Annotated in this window: 14 protein-coding genes; 5 read left to right on the forward strand and 9 right to left on the reverse strand. The window is 67.1% G+C overall.

The window, feature by feature from the left end:
* Nucleotides 1-97: 97 nt before the first annotated feature.
* The 5 genes from LK996_RS08235 to dnaA form a co-directional block, all read right to left on the reverse strand.
* The gene (locus LK996_RS08235) at nucleotides 98-892 is read right to left on the reverse strand and encodes a M48 family metallopeptidase (RefSeq protein WP_230526879.1); all 795 of its coding nucleotides are present in this window, start codon (nucleotides 890-892) and stop codon (nucleotides 98-100) included.
* Between the two features lie 211 nt (nucleotides 893-1103).
* The gene (gyrB, locus tag LK996_RS08240; protein WP_230526622.1) at nucleotides 1104-3578 is read right to left on the reverse strand and encodes a DNA topoisomerase (ATP-hydrolyzing) subunit B; all 2475 of its coding nucleotides are present in this window, start codon (nucleotides 3576-3578) and stop codon (nucleotides 1104-1106) included.
* Between the two features lie 104 nt (nucleotides 3579-3682).
* Complete coding sequence (recF, locus tag LK996_RS08245; RefSeq protein ID WP_230526623.1) at nucleotides 3683-4777, reverse strand: DNA replication/repair protein RecF; 1095 nt, start codon at nucleotides 4775-4777, stop codon at nucleotides 3683-3685.
* A gap of 73 nt (nucleotides 4778-4850) precedes the next feature.
* Nucleotides 4851-5951, reverse strand: coding sequence for a DNA polymerase III subunit beta (dnaN, locus tag LK996_RS08250; RefSeq protein ID WP_230526624.1), 1101 nt, complete (start codon nucleotides 5949-5951; stop codon nucleotides 4851-4853).
* A gap of 225 nt (nucleotides 5952-6176) precedes the next feature.
* Nucleotides 6177-7505, reverse strand: a complete 1329-nt coding sequence (dnaA, locus tag LK996_RS08255; RefSeq protein WP_230526625.1) for a chromosomal replication initiator protein DnaA — start codon at nucleotides 7503-7505, stop codon at nucleotides 6177-6179.
* A gap of 220 nt (nucleotides 7506-7725) precedes the next feature.
* Between dnaA and rpmH the strand changes: the two genes are divergently transcribed.
* From rpmH to LK996_RS08280, 5 genes are all read left to right on the forward strand, one after another.
* Nucleotides 7726-7866 carry a 50S ribosomal protein L34 gene (gene rpmH, locus LK996_RS08260; RefSeq protein ID WP_028840469.1) on the forward strand — a complete coding sequence of 47 codons (141 nt, stop codon included), beginning with the start codon at nucleotides 7726-7728 and terminating at the stop codon, nucleotides 7864-7866.
* 47 nt (nucleotides 7867-7913) lie between these two features.
* Nucleotides 7914-8321: a ribonuclease P protein component gene (gene rnpA, locus LK996_RS08265; protein WP_230526626.1), complete on the forward strand. Its 408-nt coding sequence runs from the start codon at nucleotides 7914-7916 to the stop codon at nucleotides 8319-8321.
* 52 nt (nucleotides 8322-8373) lie between these two features.
* Complete coding sequence (gene yidC / locus LK996_RS08270; RefSeq protein WP_230526627.1) at nucleotides 8374-10086, forward strand: membrane protein insertase YidC; 1713 nt, start codon at nucleotides 8374-8376, stop codon at nucleotides 10084-10086.
* A gap of 107 nt (nucleotides 10087-10193) precedes the next feature.
* Nucleotides 10194-11594, forward strand: coding sequence for a tRNA uridine-5-carboxymethylaminomethyl(34) synthesis GTPase MnmE (gene mnmE / locus LK996_RS08275; protein ID WP_230526628.1), 1401 nt, complete (start codon nucleotides 10194-10196; stop codon nucleotides 11592-11594).
* 158 nt (nucleotides 11595-11752) lie between these two features.
* On the forward strand, nucleotides 11753-12721 hold the full coding sequence (locus tag LK996_RS08280; protein WP_230526880.1) for an energy transducer TonB: 969 nt from the start codon (nucleotides 11753-11755) through the stop codon (nucleotides 12719-12721).
* An 88-nt stretch (nucleotides 12722-12809) separates the two neighbouring features.
* On the opposite strand, the gene LK996_RS08285 is transcribed toward LK996_RS08280, so the two are convergent.
* From LK996_RS08285 to LK996_RS08300, 4 genes are all read right to left on the reverse strand, one after another.
* Nucleotides 12810-13988, reverse strand: coding sequence for an ABC transporter permease (locus tag LK996_RS08285; protein ID WP_230526629.1), 1179 nt, complete (start codon nucleotides 13986-13988; stop codon nucleotides 12810-12812).
* Nucleotides 13985-14740 carry an ABC transporter ATP-binding protein gene (locus tag LK996_RS08290; protein ID WP_230526630.1) on the reverse strand — a complete coding sequence of 252 codons (756 nt, stop codon included), beginning with the start codon at nucleotides 14738-14740 and terminating at the stop codon, nucleotides 13985-13987. Before LK996_RS08290 ends, LK996_RS08285 begins: the two co-directional genes overlap by 4 nt.
* Nucleotides 14740-16284 (reverse strand): alpha/beta hydrolase, encoded by a 1545-nt coding sequence (locus tag LK996_RS08295; RefSeq protein WP_230526631.1) that lies wholly within the window; start codon nucleotides 16282-16284, stop codon nucleotides 14740-14742. The genes LK996_RS08290 and LK996_RS08295 overlap by 1 nt, the downstream gene beginning before the upstream one ends.
* Nucleotides 16285-16360: 76 nt before the next feature.
* Nucleotides 16361-17128, reverse strand: coding sequence for an FAD-binding oxidoreductase (locus LK996_RS08300; RefSeq protein ID WP_255656528.1), 768 nt, complete (start codon nucleotides 17126-17128; stop codon nucleotides 16361-16363).
* Between the last annotated feature and the right edge of the window lie 99 nt (nucleotides 17129-17227).

Here is a 17227-nt window from a genome sequence, read left to right on the forward strand (position 1 = left end):
AGGCGAATCGTGGGCGAATTGGATGCCCGGGGGGCGGTCAAGCTAGCAGAAAGCGTGGCGGCTGTTGCATGGGACCAACGTCGGATTGTCGGCCGGTTCACCCGCAGGACGGCCGCCGTCCGGCGGCGCGGGCTTGCGCGTATACAGGCTCCAGCGAGGCCGCACGTTGCTGCAGTTCACGGATCCGGCTCTCGGGATTGGGATGGGTCGACAGCCATTGCGGCGGACGGCTGCTGTTCTGGCTCGCGGCGATCATGTTGGACCACAGGTTGACCGCGCCCCTCGGGTCGAAACCCGCCTGCGCCATCAGCTGCTGGCCGACGATGTCGGCTTCCGATTCCTGCTCGCGCGAACCCGGCAGCAGGAACCCCGCCTGCGCGATCGCACCGCCGCCCTGGACCGCCGCGTTCGCCGCGCCGCTGCCGTAGCGCGAACCCAGCAGTGCGCCGACGAGTTCGACCGCGCCCTGCGCGCCCATCTGGCGCGTGATGCGTTCGTCGTGGTGGCGCGAGATGACGTGGCCGATCTCATGCGCGATCACGCCGGCGAGTTCGTCCTGGTTGCGCGCGACACTGAAAATGCCGGTGTAGACGCCGACCTTGCCGCCCGGCAACGCGAACGCGTTGGGTTCGTTGTCGACGAACACCGCGCTTTCCCATCCCGTTTGCCAACCCTGCGGTAGCTGCGCGGTGATCGCGGACACGATGCATTGCACCTTGCGCACCTGGCGCGCGTCTTTCGATTGCGGTTTTTGCGCCTTCAATTCCGCGAAGGACTGCGCGCCCAGCTGGTTGAGCTGTTCCTGCGAGACGCCGCCGACGACCTGCGTGCGGCCGGTGGGCGATGTCGTCGTGGCGCAAGCGGCCGCGACCGCGGCGATCGCGCAGGCCATCGCGAGGGGGCGGAGCGTTCGGGGGAGGATTGGGCGCATGGCCGGATTTTCCGAATTCAGGTTGGATCCCGTATAGGGCAGTGGTCCTGAATTCTTCGTCAAGCGGAACGCCCGCGCGAAGCGGGCGTTGGCTTGTCGGTCATGTTTGCGTGCCGCGCGTGTGCGTCGCGCGGCGGGACGTTATACGGCCGCGTGCTCGCGGCCGCGTGCGTCAGACGTCGAGGTTGGCGACCTTGAGGGCGTTGTCCTCGATGAACTCGCGGCGCGGTTCGACCACATCGCCCATCAGCGTCGAGAAGATCTGGTCGGCGGCGACGGCGTCCTCGATGCGCACCTGGAGCAGGCGGCGCGTCTCCGGGTTGACCGTGGTTTCCCACAGCTGCTCCGGGTTCATTTCGCCGAGGCCCTTGAAGCGCTGGATCTGGCGGCCCTTCTTCGCTTCGTCCATCAGCCATGCGTGCGCATCGGCGAAACGCGCGACGGCTTGCGCGCGGTTGCCGCGGAGGATCTGCGCGCCTTCGCGCACGAGACCGTGCAGCAACACGGCGGCTTCGCGCACCGCGCGCAGTTCGCCGGTTTCGAACGCGGCGATCGGCAGGATCTGCACGATCTCCTCGCCCATGTGCATGCGGTGGACGGCGATCGCGGCGGGGCGCGATTCGGTCGCCGCGTGCAGCTCGAGGCGATAGCGCGGCTTGCCGAGGCCGCCTTGGTTGAGGCGTTTTTCGAGGGCATCGAATTGCGGGCGCAATGCGTCGCCGTCCTGCGCGTGGGCGTTGTCGAGCGGCACGAAATCGATCAGCGCTTCCAGCAACGCCGGGTCGTAACGATGCGCGTTGCGTGCAATCGCGTCGCGCGCGGAGGCGAAGGCGAGCAGGAGCTTTTCGATGTTCGCCGCTTCGATCGGCGGTTCGCCCTCTGCGGGGATGAGCGTCGCGCCTTCTACCGCGTTGTTCGCGAGATACACGTCGAGTGCTGCGTCGTCCTTCAGGTACAGCTCGTTCTTGCCTTGCTTGATCTTGTACAGCGGCGGCAGGCCGATGTAGATGTGGCCGCGCTCGATCAGCTCCGGCATCTGCCGATAGAAGAACGTGAGCAGCAGCGTACGGATGTGCGAGCCGTCCACGTCGGCGTCGGTCATCAGGATGATGCGGTGGTAGCGCAGCTTGTCCGGGTTGTATTCGTCCTTGCCGATGCCGGTGCCGAGCGCGGTGATCAGCGTGCCGACTTCCGCGCTGCCGAGCATGCGGTCGAAGCGCGCGCGTTCCACGTTGAGGATCTTGCCCTTCAGCGGGAGGATCGCCTGCGTCTTGCGGTTGCGGCCCTGCTTCGCCGAGCCACCCGCCGAGTCACCCTCGACGATGAAGAGTTCGGAAAGCGCCGGATCCTTTTCCTGGCAGTCGGCGAGCTTGCCGGGCAGGCCGGCGATGTCGAGCGCGCCCTTGCGGCGGGTCAGGTCGCGCGCCTTGCGCGCGGCTTCGCGGGCGCGGGCGGCATCGACGATCTTGGAGGTGATGGCACGGGCTTCGTTGGGGTGTTCTTGCAGGAACTCCTCCAAACGTGCACCGAACGTGCTCTCAACGACCGGTCTCACCTCAGACGAGACCAACTTTTCCTTGGTCTGCGAGGAGAAGCTCGGGTCCGGCACCTTCACCGACAGCACGGCGATCATGCCTTCACGCATGTCGTCGCCGGCCAGCGTGATCTTCGCCTGCTTGGCGATGCCGTTCTGTTCGATGTAGTTCGTCAGCGTGCGCGTGAGCGCGGCGCGGAAACCCTGAAGGTGCGTGCCGCCATCCTTCTGCGGGATGTTGTTGGTGAAGCAGAACATCGTTTCCTGGTACGAGTCCGTCCACTGCAGCGCGACGTCGACGGTGATGCCGTTCATTTCGCCGGAGACGGCGATGACGTTCGAATGCAGCGGCGTCTTGACCTGCGCCAGGTGCTCGACGAACGAGCGGATGCCGCCTTCGTACTCGAAGACGTCGCGCTTGCCTTCGCTGCCGTCCTCCTGCACGCGCAGGTCGGTCAGCGTGATGCGCACGCCGGAGTTGAGGAACGACAGCTCGCGCAGGCGTTTGGCCAGGATGTCGTAGTGGAACTCGACGTCGGAGAAGATCTCCTTCGCCGGCTTGAAGCGCAGCAGCGTGCCGCGGCGGTTCGAGGCTTCCAGCTGCTTGAGTGGATACAGCGATTCGCCCAGCGAGTATTCCTGCTGGTAGTGGTTGCCGTCGCGCCAGATGTCGAGCCACAGGTGCTCGGACAGCGCGTTCACCACCGACACGCCCACGCCATGCAAGCCACCGGAAACCTTGTAGCTGTTGTCGTCGAACTTGCCGCCCGCATGCAGCACGGTGAGGATCACTTCCGCTGCGGAAATGCCCTCTTCCTTGTGGATGTCGACCGGGATGCCGCGGCCGTTGTCGCCAACGGACACCGAGCCGTCTTCGTGCAGCGTGACGCTGACTTCGTTGGCGTGGCCGGCCAGCGCTTCGTCGATCGAGTTGTCGACGACTTCGAACACCATGTGGTGCAGACCGGTGCCGTCGTGCACGTCGCCGATATACATGCCGGGACGCTTGCGGACGGCCTCGAGGCCGCGCAGGACGGTGATCTTGCTGGAGTCGTAAGTGCTGGCGTTCTGGGCGACGGGCTGTTCGCCTTCGAGGTGTTCTTGCTGCGACATGCGGCTAGGGGCTCCCGCGACGCGTGGGTGCGCGTCGAGACACATTAGCTATGGATGCGTGCAGTCTACCAAACGCAGGTGGCCAAGGCCCGTCGCACGCGGGCTCAGGAGGCCTGTCCTTCAGGGCGGAGCCGGCCTTCCTCGACGCGGACGTGGGCGAGGCGCTCGGCGTGCGCCAGGAGCGCTGGCGGAGCTTCGGTGCCGGTGACGAACACCTGGGCGCCGGTGGCGACGAGGCCGTCGACCACGCGCGCCTGATGGTCGCGATCCAGCTCGGAGGCCAGGTCGTCGAAGGCGATGACGGGCCACTCGCCGGCCAGTTCGGCGTGCAGCCGGGCCTGCGACAGAAGCAGCGACAGTGCGGTGAGCTTTGCCTGACCGCGGGACAGCGCCTCTCGACCGGGAATGCCGGCGTAACCAATGCGCCAGTCGGCGCGATGCGGGCCAACGCTGGTGAATCCGGTGGCCAGGTCGCGGGAACGCGCCAAGAGGAGCGCATCGGCGAGGCTGAGCTCGTCACGGCGCCAGCCGGGCTGCAGGTCGAGGCGGTCGATGCCGAGAGACGGCGCGAGGTCGGCAGCCTCGCTGGCGAATCTCGGCATCCAATGGCCGAGATAGGCCTCGCGGCTGTGGGTGATGGCCTCCCCGCTTTCCGCCAACTCCCGTTCCCATACGTCGAGTTCCTCCGCTCGGCCGCCCGCCTTGAGCAGTGCATTGCGTTGTTTCAGTGCCCTGGCGTAACGACGCCAGACGACCAGAAATTCCTGTTCCACGTGGAACAGCCCCCAATCGATGAGCCTGCGCCGGTTCTCCGCCCCGCCAGTGACCAGGTCATGGCTGCCGGGTTCGAAGGTGACGACGGTGAGCGCGGCGCAAAGCTCGCCGAGATGGGCCACGTCAGCGCCGTCGAGGCGTCCCTGCCAAGCCTGACCGGTGTGCCTCAGCCCCGCCTTGCGGGTACGGCCGGTGGCCTCTTCCCACTCGATGAAGATCTCCACGGCCTGGGCGCCCTGCCGAATGAGGCCATCCCGTACCCGGCCGCGGAAACTGCGTCCGTAGGCCATGAGATGCATTGCCTCGAGGACGGACGTCTTGCCCGCTCCATTCGCCCCCGTCAGCAGGTTCAGCGATGGGCCCGGGGCCAGCGACACCCCGTCAAACCGGCGCAACCCCGCGATGTCGAGTCGGGTCAGGCGCATCGCGCCGCGCCAAAGCAGAACGCCCGGACCAAGCCGGGCGTTCGTGCGGGTTCCACGTGGAACAGACGCGTCATCACAGGCGAAGCGGCATCACCACGTGGCGGCACTTCTCGTTCCCGGCTTCGCGAACAAGCGCCGAGGAGTTGGCATCGCGCAGCTGCAGGACAACATGCTCGTCGCGCAGTGCGGAGAGGGCGTCCAGCAGATAGTTGACGTTGAAGCCGATCGCCAGGCCGTCGACGCGCGTATCGGCCTCGATCTCTTCCTGGGCTTCTTCCTGTTCCGGGTTATGCGCGTTGATCTTCAGCTGGCCGGGCGAGACCTCGATGCGGACGCCGCGGTACTTCTCGTTCGACAGGATCGCCGCGCGCTGCAGGGCAGCCCGCAGCACTTCGCGATCGACCTTGACCTCGCGGTCGGCGCCGATCGGGATCACCGCTTCATAGTCGGGGAAACGCCCGTCGATCAGCTTGCTGGTGAACGTCACATCGTCGCGCTTCACGCGGATGTGGTTGCGGCCGACTTCGAGCTCGAGTTCGCGATCGCCGCCTTCGAGCAAACGCTGCAATTCCTGCACGCCCTTGCGCGGCACGATGATCTGGCGCTTGGCCTGGGCACCGCCGTCGAGCGGCGATTCGCACAGCGCCAGGCGATGTCCGTCGGTGGCCACGCAGCGCAGCGCCTTGTCGCGCAGATCGAACAGCAGACCGTTGAGGTAGTAACGGACGTCCTGCTGCGCCATCGCAAACGCGGTGCGCTCGATCAGTTCCTTCAGGCCCGCCTCCGGCACACGCACGCGCTCGGTGGCTTCAACCTCGTCGACTGACGGGAAGTCGTTCGCGGGAAGGCTCGCCAGAGTGAAGCGGCTGCGTCCGGCCTGGACGGTGATCTTGTCGCCCGACTGCGAGACCGTGACCTTGCTGCCATCGGGCAGGGCGCGAACGATCTCGAAGAGCTTGCGGGCGGGAATCGTCGTCTCGCCGTCCTGCGCGTCATCGACGGCATGGCGCGCGACCATCTCGACTTCCAGGTCCGTGCCCGTCAGCGAGAGCTGCCCACCACGCACCTGTACCAGCAGGTTGGCGAGGACCGGGAGGGTCTGTCGGCGTTCGACCACGTTGACGACTTGCGCCAACGGCTTCAGGAAGACTTCGCGTTGCAGGCTGAAACGCATGCTGTCTGGTTCCCCGGATCCAAGCTCTGGAAGGATGGATAAATCAAAAGAGTGGTGGTGCTGGTGTAGCGAAAATCTGGGTGTTTCGGGTTTAACTGTTTGATCTTGAAACGTTTATTGTCGTGAGCAAAGCGTGTACAAACCGCCCTGCTGCACCGGGAAAAGTTGTGGATAACAAATCGGCCCCCTGGTCGGCGGACGGCTTATCCACAACTTGCCCCGCACTCATTCACTGAGTTTGCGGATGAGCTTGTCCCAGTCCTCCCGCAACTTGCCGTCGGTCTCCATCAGCCCCTTGATCTGGCGGCAGGCGTGCAGGACGGTCGTGTGGTCCCGACCGGCGAACGCGTCGCCGATCTCGGGCAGGCTGTGTTCGGTCAGCTCCTTCGCCAATGCCATTGCAACCTGGCGTGGCCGGGCCAGCGAACGCGTCCGCCGTTTGGACAGCAAATCCTTGACCTGCAAGCCGTAGTAGTCTGCCACGGTCTTCTGGATGTTGGGGATGCCGATCGCCTGCTGCTGCGCGCGCAACAGGTCGCGCAGCGTCTCCTGTGCGAACTCCGGCGTGATCGCGCGGCCGGTGAAGTTCGCGCGCGCCGACAGCGTGTTGAGCGCGCCTTCGAGATCGCGCACGTTCGAGCGCATCTTCTTCGCGATCAGGAACGCCACGTCCTCCGGCAGGCTCGCACCGCGTTCGCGCGCCTTCGACAGCACGATCTGCGCGCGGGTCTCGAAATCCGGCGGTTCGATGGCCACCGACAGGCCCCACGCGAGCCGCGACTTCAGCCGCGGCTCGAGACCCTCGACTTCGCGCGGATAGCGATCGCACGTCAGGATGATCTGCTGCTTGCCGTCGAACAGCGCATTGAAAGTGTGGAAGAACTCTTCCTGCGTGCGGTCCTTGCCGGCGAAAAACTGGATGTCGTCGATCAGCAGCGCGTCCACCTGCTGGAACTGGCGCTTGAACGCGTCCATCGTCTTGTCCTGCAGCGCCTTCATCATCGCGCTGAAGAACTGTTCGCTGCGCAGGTACATCACGCGCACGCCCGGGTTGTTCTCGCGCATCGCATTGCCGGCGGCGAACATCAGGTGCGTCTTGCCCAGTCCCGTGCCGCCGTACAGCAGCAGCGGGTTATGCGCGCGATCGCCCGGCTTCTGCGCGGCCTGCCATGCGGCGGCGCGTCCGAGCTGGTTGCTGCGGCCTTCGACGAAGTTGTCGAAGGTGTAGTGCGTATCGAGGTTGCCCTGGAAAGGTTCGACCGGAATCGGACGCGACGGCGCAAACGACGTGGCGCCCGCGACCGGCGCCGCCGGTTCGCGGCGCAGCGCACCGATCTCCAGGCTCACGTCCATGCTGCCCGCGTAATGCGCGACGAGCTCGCGGATGCGCTCCAGGTAGCGGGATCGCACCTCGTCCATCACGAAGGCGTTGGGCGCGTAGAGCACCAGCGCATCGTCGCGCAGCCTCGCCTGCAGCGGCTTGAGCCAGGTGTGCACATCCTCGGCCGGATATTCGGCTTCGAGGCGCTCGAGACAGCGGGGCCAGGCTTCCATCGGGGCTTTCTTGGGTCCGTCGACATGCCAGCACGCGAACGGGGCGAGCCCGCACGATGCTGTGGATAAGTGGGAGAGGGGCAGACTATCACCCGTACCCGGAAGCGCCAACGGAATCCGCGTCGTCGTTCCCTTATCGTCCCTTGGGTTGACCGAGTGCTCCGTGGCCCGCTAGACTTTCCAGTCTTTTCCGCCTCAAACACGCACCCGAGCCGCACTCATGGCCACCAAGCGCACTTACCAGCCCAGCAACTTGAAGCGCAAGCGCGACCACGGCTTCCGTGCCCGCATGGCGACCGCCGACGGCCGCAAGGTCCTCGCCCGTCGTCGTGCCAAGGGCCGTCGTCGCCTGACGGTCTGACCCGTTCGGCCTTCGCGGCCGAGCAGATCGCCTTCGCTTCGCATCCAATGGACGCCGGCCTGCCGCGCAGTGCCCGCGTCCGACAGCGGGCGGAATTCGACCGGGTGTTCGCCGACGGTCGACGCAACGCAGATCCCCTCCTGAGCCTGCACTGGCTGCGCAGCGACGTGCCTGCGCGGCTCGGCCTTGCCGTGTCGCGCAAGGTCGATCCGCGCGCCGTGGGTCGCAATCGCATCAAGCGCGTCCTCCGCGCCGAATTCCGCGCAATCCGCAACCAGCTGGCAGGCGGCGACTTCGTGTTCGTCGCCCGCGCCGCCGCGCGCGGCTGCGACGCGAATGCGCTGCGCGCCGCACTGGCATCGTTGTTGCGACGCGCCGGCGCGTTGCCCCCCGCCGGACCCGGCGGCACAATGCCCGGCGCTTGCCACCCGGGCGATCCGCCCCCATCCCCTTGAACTTTCGCGCGCCGCATTCGGCCGCGCGCGTCCTGCCGCCCGAGCCCTTCGAATGAACCAGACCCGCGTCTTCCTCCTGTTCGCCTGGATCGCCGTGGCGACGCTGCTCTGGATGGAGTGGAACAAGGAACAGACCGCCGCGCACCAACCCGCGCCGGTCGCGACGCAGGCCACGACGACGACGGGAGGCGCAGCCCCGGGCGCCGTGCCGAACGCACCGACCGCAACGGTCGCCGGCGTTCCCGCCGCACCCGCGCAGCCCGGCGCAGCGGCGACCGCCGCGACGAACGCCAATGCGAACAACGCCGTCACCGTCACCACCGACACGCTGCGCGTGACGCTCGACGGCGGCAACGTACGCAACGCCGAACTCCTCCGTTTCCCGCTCGACGCGAAGTCCGGCGAAGCCGGCAACGTCAAACTCTTCGATGCCGATCCCGCGCACTTCTACGAAGCGCAGAGCGGTTGGGTCAGCAACACCGGTGCGGCGCCCGACCATCTCTCGAACTTCGTGCCCGAAGGCGCCGAGCGCAACGTGACGCTCGCCAGCGGCGCCGACGCGGTGCGCGTGCCCTTCATCTGGACGGGCGCGAATGGCGTCACCATCCGTCGCACGTACACGTTCCCGCGCGGCGGCTACGCGATCGAAGTGCGCGACGAAGTCGTCAACAACGGCGCCGCGAACTGGCAGGGCTACGTTTACCGCCAGCTCGTGCGCAACCCGCCGCCGCAGAAGACCGGCTACACGAACCCCGAAGCGTTCGCCTTCCACGGCGCCACCTGGTACACGCCGGACGAGAAGTACGATCGCCGCAAGTACGAAGACTTCGTCGACGACGGCACGCTCGACAAGGAATCGACCGGCGGCTGGATCGCGCTGCTGCAGCACTACTTCTTCAGCGCGTGGATCCCGGGCGACAAGGACAAGTCGAAGTTCACGCTGACGACGACGCAGCAGAACGGCGTCACCCACTACGTCGTGCGCGCGCTCGGTCCTGGCGTCAATGTCGCGCCCGGCCAGAAGGCGGAAACGCACGCGCGCCTGTGGGTCGGACCGAAGCTCGTGAGCGCGATCGAAGCGCAGAACGTGCCGGGCCTGACGCGCGCCGTCGACTTCTCGCGCTTCTCGATCATGGCCACGCTCGCCGGCTGGTTGTTCTTCGTGCTGTCGGCGATCCACTCGGTCGTCGGCAACTGGGGCTGGTCGATCATCGGCCTGGTGATCCTGGTGCGCGCGCTGCTGTATCCGATCGCCGCGAAGCAGTTCCAGTCGATGGCGAAGATGCGCAAGCTCCAACCGCGCATGCAGCAGCTGAAGGAACGCTACGGCGACGATCGCCAGAAGCTGCAGCTCGCGACGATGGAGTTGTACAAGAAGGAGAAGGTGAATCCGGCGACGGGCTGCCTGCCGCTCTTCATCCAGATGCCGATTTTCCTCGCGCTTTACTGGATGCTTTCGGAGTCGGTCGAACTTCGCCACGCACCGTGGGCCTTCTGGATCGACAACCTCTCCGCGCGCGATCCGTACTTCATCCTGCCGATTCTCAACGTCGCGATCATGTGGGCCACGCAGCGCCTTTCGCCGATGACCGGCATGGATCCGACGCAGCAGAAGATGATGCAGCTGATGCCAGTCGTCATCGGTGTCACGATGATCTTCTTCCCCGCGGGCCTGGTGCTGTACTGGGTGACCAACGGTGCGCTGGGTCTGCTTCAGCAATGGTGGATGTTGAAGCGCGAGAACGCGCTGCCGGCGAAGGCGTAAGCAATCGCCGCATCATCGAACAAACAGCGTTGACCAGGAGCGAGCCGAATGGCTCGCTTCTGCTTTGCGAGCCCTGACGTAAGATGCGGCATCGCCTGGAGTCCAACGTGACCGACCACGACGCCGACACCATCGTCGCCATCGCCACCGCGCCCGGTGCCGGTGGCGTCGGAGCGGTGCGGTTGTCCGGTCCACGCAGCCGCGCGATCGCGGAAGCGATCTGCGCGTGCGAACTCGTTCCCCGCCATGCGCATTACGTGCGCATGCGCGCAAATGGCGAAACGCTCGACGACGGCATCGCGTTGTACTTCAAAGCGCCGGCAAGCTTCACCGGCGAACACGTCGTCGAACTCCAGGCGCACGGCAGCCCGGTCGTGCTGCAGAGCATCGTCGCTGCATGCCGCGCGCTCGGCGCACGCGATGCGCGTCCCGGCGAGTTCAGCGAACGCGCCTTCCTCAACGGCAAGCTCGATCTCGCGCAGGCCGAAGCCGTCGCCGACCTGATCGCGGCGGCCGACACACGCGCCGCACGCGCCGCGCGTCGTGCGCTCGATGGCGTGTTCTCCGATCGCGTCGATGCGGTGGCCACCGAACTGCTGCACCTGCGCATCCACGTCGAAGCGGCGATCGACTTCGCCGACGAGTCGATCGACACGCTCGGCGGCGAACAAGTGCGCGAAGGCCTCGCGCGCGCATCGCAACAGATCGCGCAACTGCTCGCCGACGCCGAGCGCGGACGCAAGCTGCGCGATGGCCTGCATGCCGTGATCGTCGGCCCGCCGAACGCAGGCAAGAGTTCGCTGCTCAACGCACTCGCTGGCAGCGATCGCGCGATCGTCACCGACATCGCCGGCACCACGCGCGACCTGCTGCACGAAACCGTGCGCCTGGATGGTGCGGAGCTCACGCTCGTCGACACCGCGGGCCTGCGCGAAGGCGGCGATGCGATCGAACGCGAAGGCATGCGCCGTGCGCGCGAGGAACTGCGTCGCGCGGACCTGGCGATCGTCGTGCTCGACGCGCGCGATCCCGCCGCGGGCAAGGCCGCCGTTGCCGATGCGATCGCCGACGTGCCGCGTCGCCTGTGGATTCACAACAAGGCCGACCTGCTGCACGCACCGGCAAGCGGCAACGCCGCGCGAGCAGCGGCAGCTCACCTCGGCGACGCCGATCGCGTCGAAGACGCACCCCTCGCCGACACCGTCCTCGTCTCCGCCCGCACCGGCGATGGCCTCGACACGCTCCATGCCCGCCTTCGCAGCCTCTCCGGCGCCGAAGCCGCGGACGCCAGCGAAGGCACCTTCACCGCCCGCGCCCGCCACGTCGATGCGCTCGCGCGGGCCGGGATCCACGTGGAAGAGGCCAGCGCACAACTGGGCCACGAAGCCCTGGAACTGGCCGCCGAGTCGTTGCGCGCCGGCCACGACGCACTCGGCGAAATCACCGGCCGGGTCGCCCCGGACGCCCTGCTGGGTCACATCTTCGGCAGCTTCTGCATCGGCAAATAAGAGGAGTTGGCCTGCCGGAGGCGTGAAATCCGTGGCGGGTCCTTGACAAACGACCCGCGCTGTCGCGTCCTACGCGGTACGTGCCCGCAATGGCGCACAGACAGGGGAGTGGTTCCGTTATGTACGCAAGATCCAAGTCGCAGCCGCGCGTGACGCGGATGCATCTTTTCGTGCTCGTCGCGATGGGCGTCGCCCTCGCCGCGTGCAGCAAGTCCGAAGGCCCGGAGACCGCCGGTACCGCCGCCACCGCGACCGCCGCCGCGGCCAAGCCGGTCGAAGCCGTGTCCGCCACCGTCGCCGCGATGAGCGCCGACCAGTTGCGTGAATCGGCCAGTTCGGCGCTGCGGGAACAGCGCCTGTACGCGCCGGCCGGCAACAACGCGATGGAGTACTACCTCGCACTGCGCGACAAGGCGCCGAGCGATCCGGCGGTCGCCAGCGCGCTGACCGACCTGATGCCCTACGCGCTCATCGCGACCGAGCAGAGCATCCAGCGCGAAGACTTCACCGAAGCGCAGCGCCTCTACGCGCTGATGGAAAAGACCGACAAGACCGCGCCCGCGCTGCCCCGCCTGAAGCAGACCATCGCCCAGCAGCAGCAGGCCGTCGCCGCCCGCGCCGAGCAGGAAAAGGTGCAGGGCGAGGAAGACGCCAAGCGCAAGGCCGAGCTCGAGAAGACGCGTGCCGCGCAGCAGCTCGCCTCGCAGCAGGCCGCCGCCAAGCAGCTCGCCGACCAGCAGGCCGCGCAGCAGGAAGCCGACCGCAAGGCCGCCGCCGACAAGGAAGCCGCCGCCCAGCGTGAAGCCGCGCAGCGCGCCGCCGCCGCCTCGGCGCCCGCCGAATCGGCCCCGGCGCGGCCCGCACCGTCCGCTGGTGGCCTGCGTGCCGTGTCGACGCCCGCGCCGCGCTATCCGGCTGAAGCCGCGCGCCGCCAGCTGAGCGGCGAAGTGCGCCTGGAGATCACCGTCGGCACCGACGGTTCGGTCACCGCCGCGCGCGTCGTCGACGCCAACCCGCCGCGCGTCTTCGATCGCGAAGCGCTCACCGCGGTGAAGCGCTGGAAGTTCGCACCGCTCGACGCGCCGGTCACCACGACGCGCACGATCAGCTTCCGCCCCGGCACCTGATCCACCGCGACACGCAGTCCATCGCGAAGCAAAAGAAAAAGCCCGGCAATCGCCGGGCTTTTTTGTTGAACGCCACGTTGCTCGCGCGTCACGCCGAGATCGCGAGTCGCTCCTGGTGGTAACGCCGCGTCGCGGCGAGCCACAACACCAACGCAAGGCCGAAGCCCGCGACGAGATACACGACCCACTGCATCGGTTCGATGCCTTCGCCGCGCACGACCTTCAGCAACATCTGGTTCTGCGCGAGGAACGGCACGGTGAACATCCACAACTGATTCTTCACCGGGCTCACCATCAACGCGATGGTCGGGATCATCGGCAGCAGCATGAGCACGCTCATGTAGCTCTGCGCTTCCTTCACCGACTTCGCGCCCGCCGCGATGAACGTCAGCAGCGACGTGCCGATGAACAACATCGGCAGCAGGATCAGCAGCATCTTGCCGACCGCGGGCAGGCTCACGTCCATGTTGCGGCCGATGCCCGGCGAGAACGCCGCGCCGATCTTGAACGCGATCAGCGTGAGCAACAGCGACGTCGCACCCACCGCACACGCCGCCGCGATCTTGCCCGTCACCACCGCACCGCGATGCGCGGGCGTTGCGAGCAACGGTTCGAGCGACTGGCGTTCGCGTTCGCCCGCGGTCGTGTCGATGATCAGGTACGCACCACCGATGAACGCGCTGAGGATCAGCAGGTATGGCAGGAACGCCATCACCATGCCGCGCCGCGCTTCCGGCGTCGACAGATCCTTGTGCGCGACCGCGAGCGGCGCACCGACACTCGGATTCATGCCGCGCGCAAGCAGGCGCAACGCGCCGACCTGCGACCCGTACTGCGTCAACGCCGCCTCGATGCGACGTACCGGGATCTCCGAATCCTGGCGCGTGCTGTCGTGCACGATCTCCACCAGCGCCGGCGAACCCGCGTGCCAATCCTTCGAGAAGTCGTCGCCGATGCGCAGGTACACATCCTCCACCTGCGTGCGGATCGCGGTATCGAGGTCGCCGTCGAACTGCTTGCGATGGATGCCCTGGCCCGCGAGCCACGCGACGAGGTTCGGCGCGCGCTCCACGCCCACCATCGGCACTTCGAGCGGCTTCTCGATCTGGCTCTTCGCGCGCGTCTCGGCGAGCGTGAGGATGCCGAGCATGATCGCCGGCGTCAGCAACGGACCGAGCACCAGCGCGAGCATCAACGTCCGCCGGTCGCGCACGAACTCGAGCAGCTCCTTCATCACGATCGTTCTGATCGAATGCATGGACTTCATGCGTGCAGCCCCTCTTCCGAACCGATCAGGCGAACGAACGCGTCTTCCAGGTTCGACTCCCCCGTCTGCGTGCGCAGGTCATCCGCGGTGCCCTGCGCGACGACGCGACCATGCGCGATCACCACGATGCGATCGCATAACGCCGCGACCTCCTGCATGATGTGGCTGGAGAAGATCACGCAACGTCCTTCCGCGCGAAGCTGGCGCAGGAAGTCGCGCAGGCCGCGCGTGGTCATCACGTCGAGCCCGTTGGTCGGCTCGTCGAGGATCACGTTGCGCGGATCGTGCACGAGTGCGCGCGCGATCGCGGTCTTGGTGCGCTGGCCCTGCGAGAAGCCTTCGGTCTGGCGATCGAGGAAGTCGTCCATCTGCAACGCCGTCGACAACGCGCGCGTGCGCGCTTCGATCGTCGCCGCATCCAGCCCGTGCAACTCGCCGAAGTAACGGATGTTCTCGCGCGCGGTGAGGCGCTTGTACACGCCGCGCGCATCCGGCAACACGCCGAGCGCGCGACGCGCGGCTTCGGCATCGGCGGCGACATCCTTGCCGTCGACCAACACGCGCCCGCTCTCGGGCTGCATCAGCGTGTACAGCATGCGCAGCGTCGTGGTCTTGCCCGCGCCATTGGGGCCGAGCAGGCCGGTGATTTCACCGTCGCGCGCTTCGAAGCCCACGTCGTCGACCGCGACGACCGGCGCCTTGTCCTTGCCCTTGCCGGGGAAGGTCTTGCGGAGATGTTCGGCAGCGATCATCAGGGTTCCCATCCATTGAACGAAGTGAACGGCGGCGTGTAGACGAGGCTGTCGAGGCACTTCGCATCGAGCGCCTTCGCGTCCGCCGTTTCCAGGAATTGCGCGAACAGTTTCGGCATGCAGCCCACCGCGATCACGTTGTGGCCCTGCCCGCGCAGCACGAGCGCGCGACCCTTCGGCAGGTGCTTGACCACCGCGTCCGCGTAGCTCGGCGGCGTCACCGGATCGAGTTCGCCCGACAGCAGCAGCGCAGGCACCTGCGTCGCGAGCGGCGCATGGAAATCCTTCGGCATCGTGCCGCGCGGCCACACCGCGCACTGCGCCTGCATCAGATCGACCAGCGAGTTGCCCAGGATCGACGACGCCATCGATTCATCGACGCGCAACCCTGCCGCATCTTCCGTGCACACGACCGACAACTGCATGCCGTACATCATCGAGTCGGCCATCGATCCGCTGAGCATCTTCGACAGCGACATCAGGCCTTCGTAACGACCTTCGTCCGCTTCGTGCAGCAGCAGCGGCAGGATCGACGATGCGATCGGCGCATACGCATACATGCGCGCAAGGCCCGCGACGTGGCCCGGACGCAGGTACTCTTCCTGCATCTGCCCCGTGGCGGCATCGCGGAAGCGCACCAGCGGCGACTCCGCGCGCAGCTTCGCCATCAACGCATCGAGGCGCTTGCGCGGATCGCCGAGCGCCTTCGTGCAACCCGGCGTCTTGGCGCAACGACCGAACTGCAGGTCGAGCGCGGTCTCGAGGTTCCGCGCGAAATCGTTGCCGAGGAAGATCGCGTTGGGCGCGACCGAATCGAGCACGATCGTGCGCGTGTGCTGCGGGTAGCGCATCGCGTATTGCTGCGCGACACGCGTGCCGTACGACACGCCCATCAGGTTCACGTGCTGCGCACCGATGGCTTCGCGCACTTCGTCGAGATCGCGGATCGCATCGGTCGTCGTGTAGAAACGCAGGTCGGCGCGCTTCGCGAGCTGGTCGCGGCAGCGTTCCGCCATCCGACGCGCGGCGTCGGGCGACTCGTCCGGATCTTCCGACGGCTTGCCTTCGTCGTCGGCATCGCACTGCAACGGATTCGACCGCCCCGTGCCGCGCTGGTCGACGAGGAGCAGGTCGCGGTTCTTGCGCACGTCCTTGAACGCCGGCACCAGCGCCGCGAAGCTTTCCGTCGCCGACTGCCCCGGCCCGCCCGCGATCAGGAAAACCGGATCGGGGTCGTGGTTGCCGGATTCGTCGGCGGGCAGCCAGGCGATGTTGAGCGCGATGCGGCGGCCATTCGGCGCCGCGGGATTCTCCAGCACCGACAACGTGCCGCACTGCGCTTCCACGCTCGCCGCGCCCATCGGCGGCGACAGCGTGCAAGGCCTGAACGCGATGCGACCGAGCCTGCGTTCGGGTGCGGGTTGCGCGGCCACCGGCTTCGGTGGTCCCGCGGTTTTCTCGGGCTGCCGCTGCTGCAAGGCGCGGTAGCCGAACAGGCCGGCCACGACGGCCAGCGCCAGGATGAAGCGTGTCTTCCGGGACATCGGTGCGTTACCCCTCCACTCGTTGCTTCCAGCATGACAGGACGCAACGGCGGGCGGAACGTGACCGAAGGGACGGCTACTTGCTGCTGACGTACTTCTCGCGTCGGATCTGCTGGACGGGCAGGCCGTCGGCCTTCAGCGCCTCGAAGCACGCGTCGACCATGTTCGGGTTGCCGCACAGGTACGCGATGTCCTTCACGGCGTCGGGCGCGAACTCGCCGAGGAACTGCTGCACGTAACCATGGCGCACATCGGCGTGCGCGTGCGGCGAATCGGCGGCCGGCAATTCGCGCGAGAAGCACGGCACGAAGCGGAAGTGCGCCGGATGCTTGCTCGCGAACGCGCGGAACTCTTCGCCGTACAGCAATTCGACCGGCGTGCGCGCACCGAACAACAGCACGACTTCGATCCCGCGCTCGGCGATGAGCTGTTCGATCTGCGGCAGCATCGCGCGATACGGCGTCACGCCCGTGCCCGTGCCGATCAGCAGGTAACGCTGGTTCGCGTCGGCGGGCATCAGGCAGAAGCGGCCATACGGACCGCTCGCATCGACCAGGCCGCCTTCGTCGAGGCCTTCGAACAACGCGGTCGCCGCGCCGCCGGACACGTAGCTCACCGCGATCTCGACCGCTTCGCCCGGACCGAGCGCGTGGTCGTGGATGGTCGCGAGCGAATAGCTGCGCTTGGTCGCCGTGCCGTCCGCGTAATGGAAGTGCACCTGCAGGAACTGGCCGGGGATGAAGTCGAGCGGCTGGCCGTCGTCGCGCTGGAAGGTCAGGTGCGCGACGGTCGGCGCCAGCATGCGGCGCGCGGTGAGCTTGAGCGGGAAGTGGACGATGGCCAAGGCGTTGGGATTCTTTGTGCAACGGACCGTGGCGCCGGGCGCCACACGGGGCCGCCTATACTACCGGCTTCGCCGCAGGGCCTGCGGCCGGACCCCGTC

Source organism: Noviluteimonas lactosilytica, from assembly GCF_020866925.1.
Taxonomy (GTDB): Bacteria; Pseudomonadota; Gammaproteobacteria; order Xanthomonadales; family Xanthomonadaceae; genus Noviluteimonas; species Noviluteimonas lactosilytica.